This window comes from Desulfoluna sp. CLI2B (genome assembly GCF_056847375.1).
The window spans coordinates 3,615,615-3,631,036 of the sequence record NZ_CP186557.1 but is presented as its reverse complement, the minus strand read 5'-3'; the positions used below and the strand labels follow the sequence as shown (position 1 = coordinate 3,631,036).

The 15,422-nt window shown below is 62.5% G+C and carries 11 protein-coding genes; 2 read left to right on the top strand and 9 right to left on the bottom strand.

The window, feature by feature from the left end; translation table 11 throughout:
* The 7 genes from ACOYW2_RS17020 to ACOYW2_RS16990 form a co-directional block, all read right to left on the bottom strand.
* Positions 1 to 708 carry a CIS tube protein gene (locus tag ACOYW2_RS17020; RefSeq protein ID WP_482767303.1) on the bottom strand — a complete coding sequence of 236 codons (708 nt, stop codon included), beginning with the start codon at positions 706 to 708 and terminating at the stop codon, positions 1 to 3.
* Entirely contained in the window at positions 705 to 2,735 is a 2,031-nt protein-coding gene (locus ACOYW2_RS17015; protein ID WP_482767302.1) for an AAA family ATPase, read from the bottom strand. The genes ACOYW2_RS17020 and ACOYW2_RS17015 overlap by 4 nt, the downstream gene beginning before the upstream one ends.
* A gap of 183 nt (positions 2,736 to 2,918) precedes the next feature.
* Positions 2,919 to 3,758, bottom strand: coding sequence for a Pvc16 family protein (locus ACOYW2_RS17010; RefSeq protein ID WP_482767301.1), 840 nt, complete (start codon positions 3,756 to 3,758; stop codon positions 2,919 to 2,921).
* A gap of 12 nt (positions 3,759 to 3,770) precedes the next feature.
* Positions 3,771 to 4,013 carry a hypothetical protein gene (locus tag ACOYW2_RS17005; RefSeq protein WP_482767300.1) on the bottom strand — a complete coding sequence of 81 codons (243 nt, stop codon included), beginning with the start codon at positions 4,011 to 4,013 and terminating at the stop codon, positions 3,771 to 3,773.
* 920 nt (positions 4,014 to 4,933) lie between these two features.
* Positions 4,934 to 5,818 (bottom strand): T4 family baseplate hub assembly chaperone, encoded by an 885-nt coding sequence (locus ACOYW2_RS17000; protein ID WP_482767299.1) that lies wholly within the window; start codon positions 5,816 to 5,818, stop codon positions 4,934 to 4,936.
* A gap of 6 nt (positions 5,819 to 5,824) precedes the next feature.
* On the bottom strand, positions 5,825 to 6,325 hold the full coding sequence (locus ACOYW2_RS16995; protein WP_482767298.1) for a phage tail protein: 501 nt from the start codon (positions 6,323 to 6,325) through the stop codon (positions 5,825 to 5,827).
* A gap of 37 nt (positions 6,326 to 6,362) precedes the next feature.
* Positions 6,363 to 8,297, bottom strand: a complete 1,935-nt coding sequence (locus ACOYW2_RS16990; protein ID WP_482767297.1) for a phage tail sheath subtilisin-like domain-containing protein — start codon at positions 8,295 to 8,297, stop codon at positions 6,363 to 6,365.
* Between the two features lie 760 nt (positions 8,298 to 9,057).
* Between ACOYW2_RS16990 and ACOYW2_RS16985 the strand changes: the two genes are divergently transcribed.
* Complete coding sequence (locus ACOYW2_RS16985; protein WP_482767296.1) at positions 9,058 to 10,149, top strand: endonuclease/exonuclease/phosphatase family protein; 1,092 nt, start codon at positions 9,058 to 9,060, stop codon at positions 10,147 to 10,149.
* A 101-nt stretch (positions 10,150 to 10,250) separates the two neighbouring features.
* Here the strand turns inward: ACOYW2_RS16985 and ACOYW2_RS16980 are convergent, their stop codons facing one another.
* Together ACOYW2_RS16980 and ACOYW2_RS16975 are read right to left on the bottom strand one after the other, a co-directional pair.
* Positions 10,251 to 11,069 carry a crotonase/enoyl-CoA hydratase family protein gene (locus ACOYW2_RS16980; RefSeq protein WP_180143862.1) on the bottom strand — a complete coding sequence of 273 codons (819 nt, stop codon included), beginning with the start codon at positions 11,067 to 11,069 and terminating at the stop codon, positions 10,251 to 10,253.
* A 296-nt stretch (positions 11,070 to 11,365) separates the two neighbouring features.
* Entirely contained in the window at positions 11,366 to 13,375 is a 2,010-nt protein-coding gene (locus tag ACOYW2_RS16975; protein WP_482767294.1) for an oxidoreductase, read from the bottom strand.
* A 406-nt stretch (positions 13,376 to 13,781) separates the two neighbouring features.
* Here ACOYW2_RS16975 and ACOYW2_RS16970 point away from each other — a divergent pair, with 406 nt between their 5' ends.
* Positions 13,782 to 15,275, top strand: coding sequence for an SDR family oxidoreductase (locus ACOYW2_RS16970; protein WP_482419210.1), 1,494 nt, complete (start codon positions 13,782 to 13,784; stop codon positions 15,273 to 15,275).
* Positions 15,276 to 15,422: the final 147 nt, after the last annotated feature.

Sequence of the window (15,422 nt, the reverse complement as noted above, 5' to 3'; positions counted from 1 at the left end):
TTATCCCGGGATGACCACGTCGGTGATGCTGGCGATGTTGGCCAGGTTCAGGGCGGACATCACCTCTTTCATGGCCTTGGTGTAGGTGAAGACCGGGTTGGGCCCCTCGATGACGGTGAGGGAGACGGAGAGGGTGGCCCGGATTGGGTTGAGGTCGGTGCTGAACTCGGTCTCGGTGATGTTCATGCTGTTGATGTTGACGGGCAGGACCCGCTTTCGTCCCCAGATAAACAGGATCATGGGGGGATTTTCTCCCCGTGTGAACCGGAAGCCCAGGTCCGAGGCAAAGAAGCTCTCTTTTTTGGGGTAGAGCATGAGTTCCAGGGAGGAGAGCTGGGGCATGATCCCGAACTGGCTGGCCAGGGGGTCTCCCTCGTTCATCTTTTCCGTGGCGTCCAGGCGCATCTCAAACTGGATGGTCTCTTCCTGGACCGTTACCTTCTGGTCCCGCTGAAGCTCCAAAAGGTCCGAGTAGGTATCCTGTTGGTGGAACTGCCTCAGGGAGGGACCGGCTGTGGTGGTCCCTCCGGTTGCGGGGTTTCCTGTCACGGGAGACGCGGCTCCGGGGCCGGAGAAGGTGAGGGTTCGGTTCCGTTTCAGGTCCACGGGGTTGAACTGAAAGGGCACGATAAGGGGAGGAATGCTTAAGCCAAACTCCACAAAGGCCCCGCGCAGGATTTTGGGTGTGTTGGGAAAGCCGCCGCTCATTGTTCGGCCTCATCGGTCCAGAGTTTGCCCATTTTTTCGAACTCGCGCCTGACGCCGTGGAGGATGTGGCGTGTGGCGATGGCTTCATCTGCTTCGGCTGCCAGAAAAGCGCTGTTCAGGACAATGTTCTTGATGGTGCCCCCGGACACCTCGAACCTGCGGGCCAGGCTCTCAAAATCAAGGGACTCGGCCAGGGGGGCGCTTTCCGGCACATGGTTTCGCCAGATTTTTTCCCTGAGGCCCGCATCGGGAAAGGGGAACTCCACGATAAAGCGCAGCCTGCGCGTAAAGGCCTCGTCCATGTTGGAACGGAAGTTGGAGGCCAGGATCACCACCCCTTCGTACTCTTCCATTTTCTGGAGGAGGTAGCTCGTTTCGATGTTGGCGTATCTGTCGTGGGCGTCTTTGAGTTCCGTGCGTTTGCCGAAGATGGCATCGGCTTCGTCAAAAAAGAGGATGGCGTGGCTTTTTTCCGCTTCCCGGAAGATGGTGGCCAGGTTCTTTTCGGTTTCTCCGATGTATTTGCTCACAACGCCGGAGAGGTCGATTTTGTACAGGGAGAGCTGAAGGTCCCGGGCGATGACCTGGGCGGCCATGGTTTTTCCCGTGCCCGGAGGGCCGGAGAACAGGACGCTCAGACCTTTGCCGCTGTGCACCCTGGTGTCGAATCCCCAGTCGGAGAACACACGCTCCTTGTGTTTGACCTGGGCGCAGATTTCGTGGAGGAGCGCGGTTTTTTCCTTGGGCAGGACAAGGTCATCCCAGGACGAGCCTGGTTTGACATGGACGGAGAGGGCCGCCAGCCTGTCGCCGGACTGCTGCCTGCATCCGGCAAAGAGGTCGGGCAGGGTCAGGGGGGCCTCCGGGCTGTTCATGCGGGACTGCATCTCGGCAAACCGGGCGGCATCCCGGATCTGCCCGGGGGGCAGGGCGAACCATCGGGCAAGAAGGGCGGCCCACGGACCTCGGTTTTCAGGGGTAATTTCTTCAAGGGCTCGCTGCCAGGCCGTTTCCCGCACGGGCACGGGGGGGATGGGCAGGGCCAGGGACGCAAAGGGGAGGCCTTCAAGGGCTGCTTCGCGGGTCCAGGGGGCTTCCCCTGCCATAAAAACAGGCGATGCGAATTCGGTGATCCGTTGGGCGATTTTTTTTAGAAAGGACAGGGCCTCATCCGAGGAGAGGAGGGCCTGCATGTTGTCCAGAAGCAGAAGGGCCCCGGTGAGGAGGCCTTCTCGAAAAGCCAGCCACATGAGGTGGTCTGATTCCGGGGTGGCTGGGGCCACAAGGGAGAGATCGACGCGGAGCATGGGGCAGCCCAGCTCCCGGCAGACGGATCGGGCAAGGTGTCTCTTTTCGGCCCCCTTTGGGCCGTGGAGGTAGAGGACAGATGGGGTGCCCGCCTGCCTGCCCATGAGGTGGAGGGCCCGGGCCTTGACGTGGGGCGGGACCAGCACGCGATCTATAGGGTCTCCCTGCTCTTCGACTCGGGCAAATGCGTGGATGCGGGGATCCGGTGCGTTGTGGCCCAGGAGAAAACCGGTGATGCGGCGGTCGACCCGGAGGAAGGTGGCCAGGTCGCTGGCGCCCGAGGGGCTGTGGGGGTCTTCCACCGGTTGCAGGATGCCCCGCTGCAGGAGACGGGACTCCCGGGAGACGATGGCCCTTAAGCTCCATTTCTGGGCCGGGGTGCGGCAGAGCAGGGAGAGGATCAGGTCCATGCTGGGCCGCTTGCGGGTGATGTCGTCCTGGAGGTAGGCGTAGAGGGTGTCGTATTTTCGGTCCAGCTCCGGGGCCAGGCAGATGATGACCGTCTGGATCTCGATGGGGGAGAGGTCGTAGAGCCCGGCAAGGAGGGGCAGTGCCAGCGGGATGTTCCGGTCAAGGCTCGCCGACACCTTTCGGGCGATCTCCTGCCCCATCTTTTCCAGGTGGCCCGATAGATCGGAGAGGTCGGGGGCGCTCTCCGAAGGGACGCTTTCTTCTGCGAGGAGTCGGTCCACGTGGGTGTCGGAGATGTAAAGGCCCATGCTTGACTGGGCATCTTCCGGATCTTTGAAGGCTTCATGGCCGTGCCTCAGGGTGAGGACCCATCGCGGTCAAAATCCCACGTTGTCGTTCATCTGCCAGGTGGTCTGCGTTCCTGGCGTACCCCGTTTCCTCCGGGCGGGGTGATGATGCTGTCCCTGATATGGGGGAGGCCCCTTGGATAATCACGCCGTCACCTCGAAAAAGAGGGTTTTCCGGCAGAGGTGGGAGATGTCGATGCGCATCTCGTAGAAACCGGGGGCCAGGTCCGCCGGGATGGTAACCGGAAAGGCGTCGGAGGCCAGAGGCGTGCCGGAGTCGATGGCCCTTCGCATGACCGAGACATAGGCCCTCCAGCCCGTAAGGTGCCTGCCGGTGACCGTGACCACGGTTCCTGCCGGCGCGGCCGCGGGGGTGATGCCCGTGACCTCGGGGGGATGAAAGGGGGCCTTTACTTCGGGGACTCCCACGCGAAGGACGCGCTTGCCCACGGGGCGCTCCCGGGTAGCTGGCATGTCGATCTGTACCACCGAGACCTCATAGGCCACGGAAAGGCGGTAGGGTTGGGCAAAGGTGCTCCAGATGGAGCCCATGGACTCCAGGTCCACAGGCTCCTGCCGGATGGTGATCTGCTCCCGGGCGCTTTCAAGGCCCTGGCTGAGGTAAGGGGCGGGCACCACGGGGTTGGCGTGGAAGACCCGCATGGCTTCCCCCAGGATTTTGTGGGCATGGACGTTGCCGGTCTGGGGATCGGTGAGGGCCTTGGGCGTCATGAGGTAGAAAAGGTGCAGGGACAACGGGGGCGGCACAAGCCGGGCCGGGTCGTCGGCCCGGGGTTGCCAGTCCAGGTTCTTAAGGGACGGGCTCTCTTCCACGCGGTAGAGAAAGAGGTTCACGCGCCTGTCGCTGCCGGGCTCGTCCGGGGCAAGGAGGGTGACCCCGACTTTCGGGGTGAGGGTCATCTCCCCGAGCAACAGGTTGCGCAGGGACTCGCTGACCATGCCTATGGCGGTGGATTTACTCACGGTCCTCCAGGGTTATCGGATCATGTTCAACAGGGCCCGGCGCGTCCCATGGCTTCGCTGCCAGGTGGCTGCCCGGTTGGGGCCCTTTGGTGCCGCAGGCGTCTGTACCATGATGACGCGGGTGACGGGTGGCGGTTCCATGGGGGGCTCTTGCGGGGTCTCTGGGGCCGGAGTGACGGAGGCCTCTTGCCGGGGCGCCGGTGCCGGGGGCCCTGGGGCGGTGAGGCCTGGGAAGAGCCGACGCAGGCGATCCATGGGCGCTTCATCTTCTCCTGAGGGGGTGGCGGGCACCGGGGCGTGAGGGGGAGGGGAAAGTTCCCCGCACGCCCCATGGACCGGTGGCCGGATAGGGCCTTCCGGTGTGCCCGCCGTATCTGTGTGCTGTTTTGCCGGGGGGGCAGAGGCAAGCAGCGAAGCTGGTTCGTGAAACCGGTTTTTTTCTGCGTCTCTTTTGGGACTCGGCAGCTCAGGGGGTGTGTCCGCACAGGGCGTTGTGGATGGGGCCAGTTTTTTGTCCGGCACCGTGGGGACCTCTGTTGTGGGGGCGACATCTCCGGGGCCACGGGACAGGCCGGGATTCAGTGTGACGGAGGCGTCGGCGGCCTCGGGCCCGGTGCGGTGGAGCGGGGCGGGCCCTTCATTACATGGGCTTGGCCCTGGGGCTGACGGGGCGAGGCCATCTGTGGCGTCCATGTGCGGGAGGGGCTCGTTATGGAAGGCTCCGTCGTCCGGTTGCGGTGTGGCCTCTTTTTGTTCGGGCGTCGCCGTCCGGTGGCGAGTGGTTTGTGTCCTGGGTGCCTCCATGCCCGTCACCGGTGCGGATGGCTCCGGGAAGGTTGAGGGGATTATCGTCTCAATCCGCTCCCCAAGGCGGGGAGAGGTGCTCTCTTCACCGTGGGAGGAAGGGTTTGCCCCGAAGGTTTCGTGGGTCTCAATGGGCAATCTGGAAATGCGTGGCGACGTGTTCCAGGGGGGCCGGTGGCTCGGGCTCTGACCCTTGACGGCCCGGGAGGGCATCTTCGTACCTGAAGGTACCCGGGGGGGCAGTAAGGCGGCCCTGGGTTGTGGGAAGCGTGGGGTCGGGCAACCCGAGGAGGGCGTGGATCCGGTGGGCCGGTGGCTCAGATTTCTGGGGTGTCGGAGCCTGAGAAGCGCGCCTTTCCCGGGTGGGCGAATCAGACTGCATGACGGGCTCGTTCCACGGCCTCGGACAGGATATCGATGTACCTTCGCCGGTCTGTGCGGGTCATGCCGAGGATCTCTTTTTCGCTCCAGTGGTAGTGGTAGGCCAGGTAGTGCACCTCCTGAAAGAGGAGGTCGAGGCGGGTGCCCATCTCTTTGAGCACAAAGGCCTGGAGGTCGAAGGCCACGGAGAAGTTCCGTCGGCATTCGGGGCAGAAGGCCTCCATGGTGGTGACCACCTTGGGAGCAAAGCGGTCCATGGCTTCTTCAATACAGGTTTTGGCCTGCTGGGATAGGGCGTCGATCTCATCCCGGGCCGGGGCGTTGCCGTGGGGGCCCATGGTACGAATACAGCGGGTCAGGAGCAGGGTGGCTGCCAGCACCTCGTTTTCCGCTGCCAGGTGGGCGAGGTGCTCCTGGTCCTCGCCGTTGGGCAACCTGAAAGTAACGGTGCGAGGATCTTCGGCTTCGGCCGGGAGTTCCAGGGGCATGTAGCGGTGCGCCTGGGGGGCCCGGATTACGGGGACGGTATCCGTTGTGAACTCAATGTCCAGGCGTTCCCCGCAGTCGGGGCGGGAGCAGCGGGTGGTGACGTGCACCCGGGGGCCGAATGTGATCTCCCGAAGCTTCAGGAGGAGAAACTGCCGGTCTCCCACCAGGAGGCGGCGGGTGTGTGCGTCTGTGATCTTTTCCAGGGTGCCCATGCGCCGGATGCAGGCGGCGAGAATCCCTGTGACACGGGCGTCCGGCGAGGCATTGTCCTGTTGTGCCAGGGCTTTTTCCTGGTCGCCCGTCAGGGGGCCCAGGATCACCTCCCGGTGGATGCTTCCGTCTTCGTCCACATAGCCGCCGGGCAGCTCACAGGCAACGGTTTCCATGGGGCGTTACGCTTCCGAAGGCTCGGCAACGGAGGTGTCCCGTTCCCACCCTTCGTTTTCCAGCTTGATGGTGCGGATCATCACGGCGTCGGCCCCGGCGTCAAGCTCGGGCAGGGCCTGGTACTCGGAGACCCAGCAGCGATACACCTTGTAGGAGAGCACTTTGGTGCCCTGCATGTTGAAGACGTCTATGACCACGTCCTTGCGGAAATTCTTCAGGGACATGGAGGCGTCCCCCTGGAAGTTGTTGACGAGATTTGCCCACTCCTCAAAGGTGGTGTCGTGGGTGATGCCTGCCTCCAGGGTGATGCTCTCGTAGGATGTCTTGCCGGGGAGCTTCCTGCCGGAGCTGGGGTCGCCGCCCTCGCGCCAGTCCGTCACCGCAGTGGTCTTTTTCAAGGGGCTGCACTTGCTGAGGCCTGCGATGTATTTTCCGTCCCATTTTACCTTGAATTTAAAGTTGCGGTACGGGTCAAACCGGTGGGTGTTTACAGTGAACTGTGCCATGGGGGATCTCCCGTTGGAATAGGTGTCGGAGGTTGAGCTATCGTTGCCCTGCGGCCTGGCTGAGCTTGACCACCACGAACTCCGCGGGCTTGAGGGGGGCAAAGCCCACCAGTACGTTGACCACGCCCCGGTCGATGTCGGCCTGGGTGGTGGTTTCGCCGTCGCATTTGACAAAGAAGGCCTTGGACGGCGTGGCGCCCTGGAAGGCACCCTGGCGGAAGAGGGTCATCATGAAGGAGTTGATGTTCAGGCGGATCTGGGACCAGAGCTCCTCGTCGTTGGGTTCGAAGACGGTCCACTGGATGCCGTTGTAGATGCTTACCCTGAGCATCATGGCCATGCGCCGAACCGGGATGTATCGATACTCCGCATCGGAACTCAGGGTGCGGGCACCCCAGAGGACGATGCCGGAGCCCGGGAACTTTCGGATGACGCAGACGCTCTTCTTGTGCTTGTTGAGGTTGCCCTGCTGGGGATCCGTGAGGTCGGCGGCAAGGCCCACGGCGCCGCTGAGCATGGCCTCGGTTCCGGCCGGGGCTTTCCAGACGCCCCGTTTGGCGTCTGTACGGGAGTAGATGCCCGCCACGTAGCCGGACGGGGGCACGGTGATGGGTTCGGGGCTGAGCCCGGTGGGGTCCAGGGCTTTGAGCCAGGGGAAATACACGGCTCCAAAGGAGTTGGGGGTGTTGATGGCGTTCCTGTAAGCCATGGCGCCTTCAAGGGTGGTGGTCTCGATATTCATGTCCGCGATGTAAAAGCAGTCGCTTAACGGGCGGTTCCGGCAGTAGGCCATGCCCGCGTCGGCCACGGCCGGTGTGCCGATGCCCGGGATGGCGATGAGGCTGACGTCCAGGACGGTGTCCAGCCAGTTCAGGGCCTTGATGTAGTCGATGTCGTTCAGCGGGAGGGTGCCGTCGGTGCCCGGACGGATGGCGGTGACTGCACCGGACACGGTGTCGTCCCCCAGGAGGTAGGGGGTATCCGGCCTGGGGCGCATGGCCGAGGACCCCTCCGCCTCGATGCCTCCGTTGCGCGTGCCGAGGCGGAGGGCAGCCGAGGCATTGGTCAGGGGATCGGGTCCGTCGACCACCTCCACCCGGGAGTCCGCCGAGGTGTGGCCGGAGGTGATGCGAATCCGGTCGGTCTGTTCCACGGAGACCGTTACCTGGTAGGCGTCTGCCGGGGTGGAGTCCCTTAAGGGAACCAGGGCCCGCAGGGCAGCCTGCATGGCCGCGGCAACAGCGGGCAGGTCGGTGAGATCGGCTTCTTCCAGGGCTTCGGTGAGGTCCACGGTGCGGTACCCGTCGTTGTGGATGTTGATGCCGATCTGGCGCTGGTTTTCCCCCAGCAGGGTGCCTTCGGCAATGGCACCGCCCTGGCTGTAGCCCGGGATCTGGTTGCTGTTGGCCTCGTTGACGGCCACCCGGAGCACGCCGGACCGGGCATTCACCGCGGTTTGCACGTATTGCGGCGAGGCCGGGTTCATGGAGAGGTCTTCGTGGGTTTCGAGCCGTACGGCCGGGCCGTCCGGGATGTCGTTGTCCCGGTAGATGGCGAGGGTGAAGGCATTGAGGGGATCGTCGGAGGCGTCGCTGTCCACGACAACCATGAGCCGGTTTCCCCAGGCCCCCGGGGAGACGGCGGAAAAGGTGAGGCTCTCCTGGGCCGTGGTGCCCTGGTCCTGGACCGTGACTCCGGCTGTATCGGCACCTGCCGCCACCCTGCCCACATAGCACTGGCTCCCTCCGTTGTTGAAGAACTGGTAGACGGCGTGGGCAAGGAAATACCCCTTCATGAAGCCGCCGTAGGTGGCCTGGAATTCGGTGAAGTTAAAGATCTTTTTTACGGACCCGATGGGGCCCTGCTCGGCGACGCCGAAAAAAGCCGCCGTTGAGGTGCCCGCTGTTTCGATGGGCTTGACACCGCTGGACACCTCTTCCATGTAAACACCTGGATACGTCAATACTGCCATGGGATTCCTCCTGAAGTGAAAGCGTAGGGAGCTCGGACGGAGTGGGGGGCTGCTGGACCATGTGACGGCTGTGGCCGGGCATAGCTCCGCCTCCTGGGCTACATGCAAGGGAGCCCTGTCAGGCAACGAGGTCGGCTATATGAAAAAAGACCCGTGAAAAGCGCCTTGGTGTGATGGATCGGGGCTTGAGAACGTATGCGGTCAGTGGATTCGTATCGCCCCGTGCGATTCTCCCCGACGGGTGTCGCGGTTTATGAATCATGGGGTTCATGACCGCTGCCATGTGCACAGGCAGGCCGGAATGCTGGCGAGCCCTTTTGTGATGCCATCAATGAGCGATTTTAAGACAAAAAAGAAGTAGGCATGTAAGACGTGTACAACTTCTCATATGCGAGAATTGTCTATTGTCTATAGTCGCGGTTAGAGAGGATGTCAAGCGGCATTTGGTGTCAGTGAGTCAAAATTAACTTGTCGAGTAATCAGCGTTTTTTTGCGCAGGCTTTCCGGGGAGGCCGTTTGGGTAGGAAAGGGCTGAGTCGTCTGGAAGGGGATGTCATGCCGGGGGGAGACGGGGGGTGCTCTTTTACGATTCGCAGGGGCGATGGGGACGTCATTGTTTCGCAAGGCGTCAATACGAGACGCTGTCTTTTTTTCCGTTGGGGGGGTATGATATGCGGGAGCACGAAAAACCAGAACACAGGCCTGCGGGCGATGCCGGAAGGCCGGGTGCCCAACGCCCATGGAGAACGGGGGAGATGCGATGTACGGACTGATGAAATGCCTTGGCATTCTGTGTGCCGGAAGTCTCGTGATGCTTCTCGTGGCCGCTGTCTGGGTGTATCGGGGCGGGGAGCGTTTTGAGGCGGTGGCCTCGGCCAGCCTCACCGCCGGAGAGGGGCCTTCCCTTTCGCCCGGCCAGAGCCTTAAGGTCATGAGCTGGAACGTGCAGTATTTTGCCGGGAAGAACTATGTGTTTTACTATGATCTTCCCGGGTTTTCCGGGCCGGACAAACGTCCGTCACCACAGGATATGGACGCCACCTTTGCCGAAGCGGCCCGTGTCGTGGATGATGAATCCCCGGATATCCTCCTGCTCCAGGAGGTGGACCACGGGGCTTCCCGTACCGACGGACAGGACCAGGCCGCGAGGCTGGAGAGCCTGTTAAAGACCCGTTACCCTTTCAAAGCCGAGGCCTTTTACTGGAAAGCCCGCTTTGTACCCCACCCGAAGATCATGGGGGCTGTGGGCATGAAGCTGGTGATTTTTTCTCGCTACCGCCTGGAGGTCCCCGTCCGCATCGCCTTGCCCGGGGCTGGGGGCAATTTTTTCACCGAACGCCTCAACCTCCAGCGGTGCCTGCTGACCGCCGAACTTCCCGTTGCGGGCGGGGGGCGCCTGGCCCTGATCAATCTTCACCTGGAGGCCTTTCCGGTAACGCCGGACCTCCTTGCCCGCCAGCTTGGTGCCCTGGAGCATGTGATCCGTGTGTTCGAGCGGCAGGGTGCCTCCGTCATCTCAGGGGGGGACTTCAACCTGCTTCCCCCGGGCCAGTACGAGACCCTTGACGAGGAGCAGCGGGCCCTGTTCAACCCGGAAGGGGAGATGACGCCCCTGTTCAGCCGGTACACGGTGGTTCCCGGCCTTGACGACACCGACCCCGGAGGGGCGTCTCCCCACTACACCCACTTTCCCAACGACCCCGGCGTCTCCACACCCGACCGGACCCTGGATTACCTGGTGTGCTCAAGAGAGCTTGCCGTGACATCGGCCCGGGTCCGGTCCGAAGATACCCTCCATATCTCCGATCATCTTCCCGTGGTGGCGACTCTGACGGTCCCGGAGCAGGACTGACATCGCTTCGCAAGCATTCCGTTGTTTTCCATAAAAAACCCCCTGTTGCAGTCCACATAACTCGCAACAGGGGGCTTGGGGTGCCGGTGTGTTGAAACGGATCAGGTGCCGGTGAATTTGGGGGCACGTTTTTCGCCCATGGCGGTCACCGCTTCCATGAGGTCGTTGGAGGGGACGATGTTGCCGCTGATGGCGGCCACGTAGTTCAGGCCCTCGTCGATCTGGGAGGCAATGGCGTTGTTGAGGACGTCCTTGGATGCCTGCACCGCGATGGGGGCGGCTCCCAGGATCTCCTCGGCCAGGGCGCGGGCACCGGCGTACAGGGCGTCGACGTCTTCGAAGACCTCATTGACGAGGCTCACGTCGCGGGCCCTTGAGGCATCGATGAACTTGGCGGTGAAGGCCATCTCCCGGGCAACACCCTGTCCCACGATGAGGGGCAGGCGCTGGAGGACGCCCATGTCCGCCACCATGCCCACGGCAGCTTCCCTCAGGGAGAAGGTGGCGTCGGCAGAAGCCAGGCGGATGTCGCAGGCGCAGATGAGGTCCAGGCCGCCGCCGATGCACTTGCCCTGCACCGCGGCGATGACGGGCTTGCGGATCCGCTCGATGACGGTGAGGCCGTCCTGCATAAGCTTGAGTTTGCTGAGCAGGGGCCATTTCACGCCCCCTTTCTGCTCGGGGTCGAGGAGCTCGGGGAGCATGCCGATGATCTCAAAGAGGTCGATGCCCGCACAGAAGTCTTTTCCCTTGCCCGCCACGATAATGACCCGGACCTCCGGGTCTTCGTCCAGCTCTTTGAACACCCCCACGCTGTCAACCCAGGCAGGCGGGTTCATGGCGTTTTTCTTGTCCGGCCGGTTGAGCCACACCGTGGCGATGGGCCCCTCTTTTTCCACCAGATAGTAGTCGCTTTGCATTGTACTCTCTCCTTATATGATTCGAGTCCCTGTGGAACTTTTTACCCTTTGCTGAACCGCGATACGGGGTGGTTGAGTTGTTTATGTTGCATACTACATAATGACCTGCCAAGTCAATCTGACTTGTGGTGGCGGTGTTTTAATGTGGGAAAGCTCTAAAATTCGATACTAAATGGGTGTGTGGTGACTGGGTACGGTTATGCGGTGGGGTGGAGAGATATGTTGTAGACGTAGTTTTTTGTCGGGCCAGACAGGTGGGGACGGTGGGTCGTTTTTAAAAACGACCCACCGAAAGCTCAGTTCCCGGCATCCAGCTGAAGGGCGGCAAGGAACCCGCCGTGGATGGCGTGGTTGAATTTTCCGGGTGCCAGGCCGTCTCCAATGACGGTGAAGGGGACGCCGAGGCCGGGCAGGGCGGACGAAAGGGCGGTCACGGACCGGGAGCCCGTGGCCAGGATGACGGTGTCGAAATTTTCAGTCTGCTCGGCTTTGCCGTCGTCCCAGCAGATTTGATCGCTTGACAGCCTGGTCACGGTGGCACTGGTGATGAGGCGAACCCCGTAGCGTTTGAGGTTGTCCATCATGATCCACCGGGTGGATCGGCCCATGTCCCCTCCGGCCCGGGGGGCCATTTCAAAGACCGTGACCCGGTGGTTGCCGGTGAAAAGCCCTTTTTTGAGCCGATCCGGTGGGGCCGCGTCGTGGGCCGCGAGGAAGTGGAACATCTCCGGGGAGAGGGTGCCTTTGACGGCAATGTGCAGAGCGGTTTCAAGGCCCACGGCACCGCCGCCGACGATGGCGACGGTTTTGCCGAGGGGGCGGTCCTTTTTCAGGACATCCCATGATGAGAGGACTTTTTCGTTTTGGGCTCCGGGGATGGGGGGACGGGTGGGCTCAGCCCCTTCGGCCACGAAGACATGGTCGGGGTTCTCCTGCCTGATCAGCTCCGGGGTGACCGGGCAGGAGAGGGTGACGGCGACCTTGTGTCGGGCCAGCATGGCACGGTAGTAGCGGATGTATTCCAGGAGCTCTTCCTTGTGGGGCGGGGTGGCGGCCAGGCTGATCTGCCCGCCGATGGTGTCCCCAGCCTCAAAGAGATGCACGTGGTGGCCCATTTGTGCGGCGGTGACCGCGGCTTCCAGTCCTGCAGGGCCTGCCCCTGCCACCATCACCTTTTTTGGGGCGGTGGTGGGCCGGACAATGCGCTCGGCTTCGTATCCGGCCCGGGGGTTGCCGATGCAGGTGACGGGCATGCCGCTGAAGATCTCGTCGGTGCAGCCCTGGGAGCAGGCCACACAGGGGCGGATTTCGTCGACGCGTCCTTGAAGGGCCTTGGCGGGCCAGAAGGGGTCGGCGATGAGGACCCGTCCCAAGTTCACCATGTCGCAGTAACCGTCGTTCAAGAGTCGCTCGGCGTCCATGGGGGTGGTGATGCGGTTGGAGGCCATGACGGGAACAGAGACCGCCTTGCGGACCGTGGCGGCCAGGTAGGCGTAGCCGGTGCGGGGCAGCTCCATGGGGAGCTGGGGGACCTTGGACTCGTGCCAGCCGCCGGTGACGTTGATGAGGTTTACCCCGCTTTTTTCATAGGCCCGGGCAATGGCAGGGGTCACCTCGTCGGTGTTGCTCATTGGGACGAAGTCGTTGCCTGCCATGCGAACGGACAGAGGAAACCCTTCCCCCACGGCCTGCCTGCAGGCGGCGACCACTTCCGTGGGAAACCGGAGCCGGTTTTCAACGCTTCCCCCGTAATCATCGGTGCGTTTGTTGGTCTTGGGAGAGGAACTGGGTCGGTGAGGAGCTGCTGATGCGATGATCTCCACGCCGTCAAAGCCAGCCTTTACGGCCCGTGCCGCCGCGTCTGCAAAGGCCTGTCGCACCGTGTGGATGTCGTCGGGGCTCATCTCCCGGGGGGTGGTCTTGGAGTAAGGGGAGTAGACGGCGGAGGGAGCCATGGGGGCCTCACCGTTGATGAGCAGGGGGTGGGTGTAGGCACCGGCATGGAAGAGCTGGGTCCAGGGAGAACCCCCACGGGCCCGGATGGCATCGGTGACCCGGAGAAAGTCCGGGATGGCTTCGTCCGTGTCCAGGCCGAGGACCGCCAGGCCGGATCCGATGAAGTCCACGCCCACGGGCCCCACGGTGACGATGCCTGCACCGCCCCGGGCGATTTCGGTAAAGTAGTTTACGTACCGGTCGTTTAACTTGCGGTCCCAGCTGTAGAGAAGGCCGAGGGACGGGTAGGCGATGCGGTTTTTAACGGTGAGCGAGTTGATTGCGATGGGCGAGAACAGGGTGTCAAACATCGAGCCTCCTTGGCATGGGATATTCCGTAAGAGAAACCGAACGACGTTCCGTTGACGACGACATGGGTGCCTGGCGGGAAAATTCTCAAACCGGGCGCGTTTTTCGGTAAAATGCGTTTCGGAAAAAACGATGAGTGATGCGTGTGTTCCTGCGATGCACGGGCCGGGGAAACTGATGGACCCGATGAAAACGGTCTCAGCCTATCACGGGTTTTTCGGTTTTGTCCACAGGGAGTCAACCCTTTGGGACAAAACGACTTTCTGATGGGGTGAGGTGGTGTATAATGGGGGCTAAGGGCTCAAGGTTGAGGGCTAAAGGGTAAGGGGGTAAGGGGTAAGGGGTAAGGGGGTAAGGGGTAAGGGCTGGTGTGGGCGATGAGAGACCATTGAACCCAGGGAGTGAATTATGGATGAACGTCCGTTGATTTTGCTGACCGGAGCCACGGGGTATGTGGGGGGACGTCTGCTTCGCGTCCTCGAAGGGGAGGGGTTTCGGGTGCGGTGCCTGGCGAGGCGCGCGGCTTTTCTGAAGCACCGAACGGCGGAAGGCACCGAGGTGGCCAAGGGGGATGTCTTTGATGTGGCCTCCCTGGACCAGGCAATGGAGGGTGTTCACACGGCCCTGTACCTGATTCATTCCATGGGTGCCACAGGGGCCTTTGAGGAGATGGACCGGAAGGCGGCCACGAATTTTGTGGGGGCTGCCCAGCGTGCCGGTGTCCGGAAGCTTATTTACCTGGGGGGACTGGGGGAAGGGCCGAACCTGTCGGCCCACCTTCGAAGTCGCCAGGAGGTGGGCAGGATTTTCAGGCGCTCTTCGGTGCCCACGCTTGAATTTCGGGCTTCCATCGTCATTGGGTCTGGAAGCCTCTCCTTTGAACTGGTGCGGGCGCTCACGGAGCGGCTTCCCGTGATGCTCCTGCCGCGCTGGGTCAAGGTGATGGCTCAGCCCATCGGCATCGAAGACCTGATCCGGTACCTTACGGAATCCGTGACCCTGCCTCTGTCCGAGAGCCGCGTCGTGGAGGTGGGGGGCTCCGAGCCTCTCTCCTATCAGGACCTCATGGAGGCCTACGCAACGGAACGGGGGCTCTCCCGGCTCATGATCCCCGTGCCCATCCTCACTCCGGGGGTGAGCAGCCTCTGGCTGGGGCTGGTGACCCCTGTTTACGCCCGGGTGGGGAAAAAGCTCATCGAGGGGGTGAAAAATCAGACCGTGGTGCATGACCCGTCTGCCCGGGAGCTGTTCAGCGTGGTGCCCATGAGCGCCCGGGAGGCGATCCGGCGGGCCCTGATGAACGAGGAGCGGGCCTTTGCCGAGAGTCGGTGGACCGACGCCGTCTCTTCGGCGGGAGTCAAGCCGCCGGGGCCGGAGACCTCCTGGATGGGGGCCCGGTACATTGACCAGCGGAGTCGCCGGGTGAGCACCACCCCGGGCCGGGCCTTCTCCTCCATTGCCCGCATCGGGGGGCGAAACGGCTGGTACGCCTTTAATTTTCTCTGGCGGGTCCGCGGTGCCGTGGACTATTGGATGGGCGGGGTCGGGGTGAGGCGCGGGCGGCCCCACCGGCGGGAGCTCAGAAGCGGAGATCACCTTGATTTCTGGCGGGTGGAGCGGTTTGAAGAGGGCCAGCTCCTGCGGCTGATTTCGGAGATGAAGCTGCCCGGGAAGGCGTGGCTGGAGTTTGAGGTGAAGACCGAAGGCGACCGGGTGTGGATCCACCAGACCGCGATTTTCTACCCTTCGGGCTTTCTGGGGCGTCTTTACTGGATTGCTGTCAAACCTTTCCATGAGCTGGTGTTCCAGGGGATGATCCGCAACATGGTGCGCTGGGCCGAAGCCGAGGTGGACTCTCCCTTTGTAAGGGAACGTCGTCGCTTTCGGGGGCTCAAGGGGTGAGGTTCGTTTGTCAAACCCAACGGTAACCCTACAGATCAAGTAAGCCTTCCTTGGAGTCGTCTTTCCCCATTCAAAGGCAACTGAATAGCTGCATCCAACGCATAAATCGGGCGAACGTTTGGCCACCGGCAGCTTGTATGGGCCGAA

Bases quoted from the DNA above. Each gene is read 5' to 3' on its own strand.
- ACOYW2_RS17020 (WP_482767303.1), bottom strand. From the start codon at position 708: ATGAGCGGCGGCTTTCCCAACACACCCAAAATCCTGCGCGGGGCCTTT.
- ACOYW2_RS17015 (WP_482767302.1), bottom strand. From the start codon at position 2,735: ATGGGCCTTTACATCTCCGACACCCACGTGGACCGACTCCTCGCAGAA.
- ACOYW2_RS17005 (WP_482767300.1), bottom strand. From the start codon at position 4,013: ATGGATCGCCTGCGTCGGCTCTTCCCAGGCCTCACCGCCCCAGGGCCC.
- ACOYW2_RS17000 (WP_482767299.1), bottom strand. From the start codon at position 5,818: ATGGAAACCGTTGCCTGTGAGCTGCCCGGCGGCTATGTGGACGAAGAC.
- ACOYW2_RS16995 (WP_482767298.1), bottom strand. From the start codon at position 6,325: ATGGCACAGTTCACTGTAAACACCCACCGGTTTGACCCGTACCGCAAC.
- ACOYW2_RS16990 (WP_482767297.1), bottom strand. From the start codon at position 8,297: ATGGCAGTATTGACGTATCCAGGTGTTTACATGGAAGAGGTGTCCAGC.
- ACOYW2_RS16985 (WP_482767296.1), top strand. From the start codon at position 9,058: ATGTACGGACTGATGAAATGCCTTGGCATTCTGTGTGCCGGAAGTCTC.
- ACOYW2_RS16980 (WP_180143862.1), bottom strand. From the start codon at position 11,069: ATGCAAAGCGACTACTATCTGGTGGAAAAAGAGGGGCCCATCGCCACG.
- ACOYW2_RS16975 (WP_482767294.1), bottom strand. From the start codon at position 13,375: ATGTTTGACACCCTGTTCTCGCCCATCGCAATCAACTCGCTCACCGTT.
- ACOYW2_RS16970 (WP_482419210.1), top strand. From the start codon at position 13,782: ATGGATGAACGTCCGTTGATTTTGCTGACCGGAGCCACGGGGTATGTG.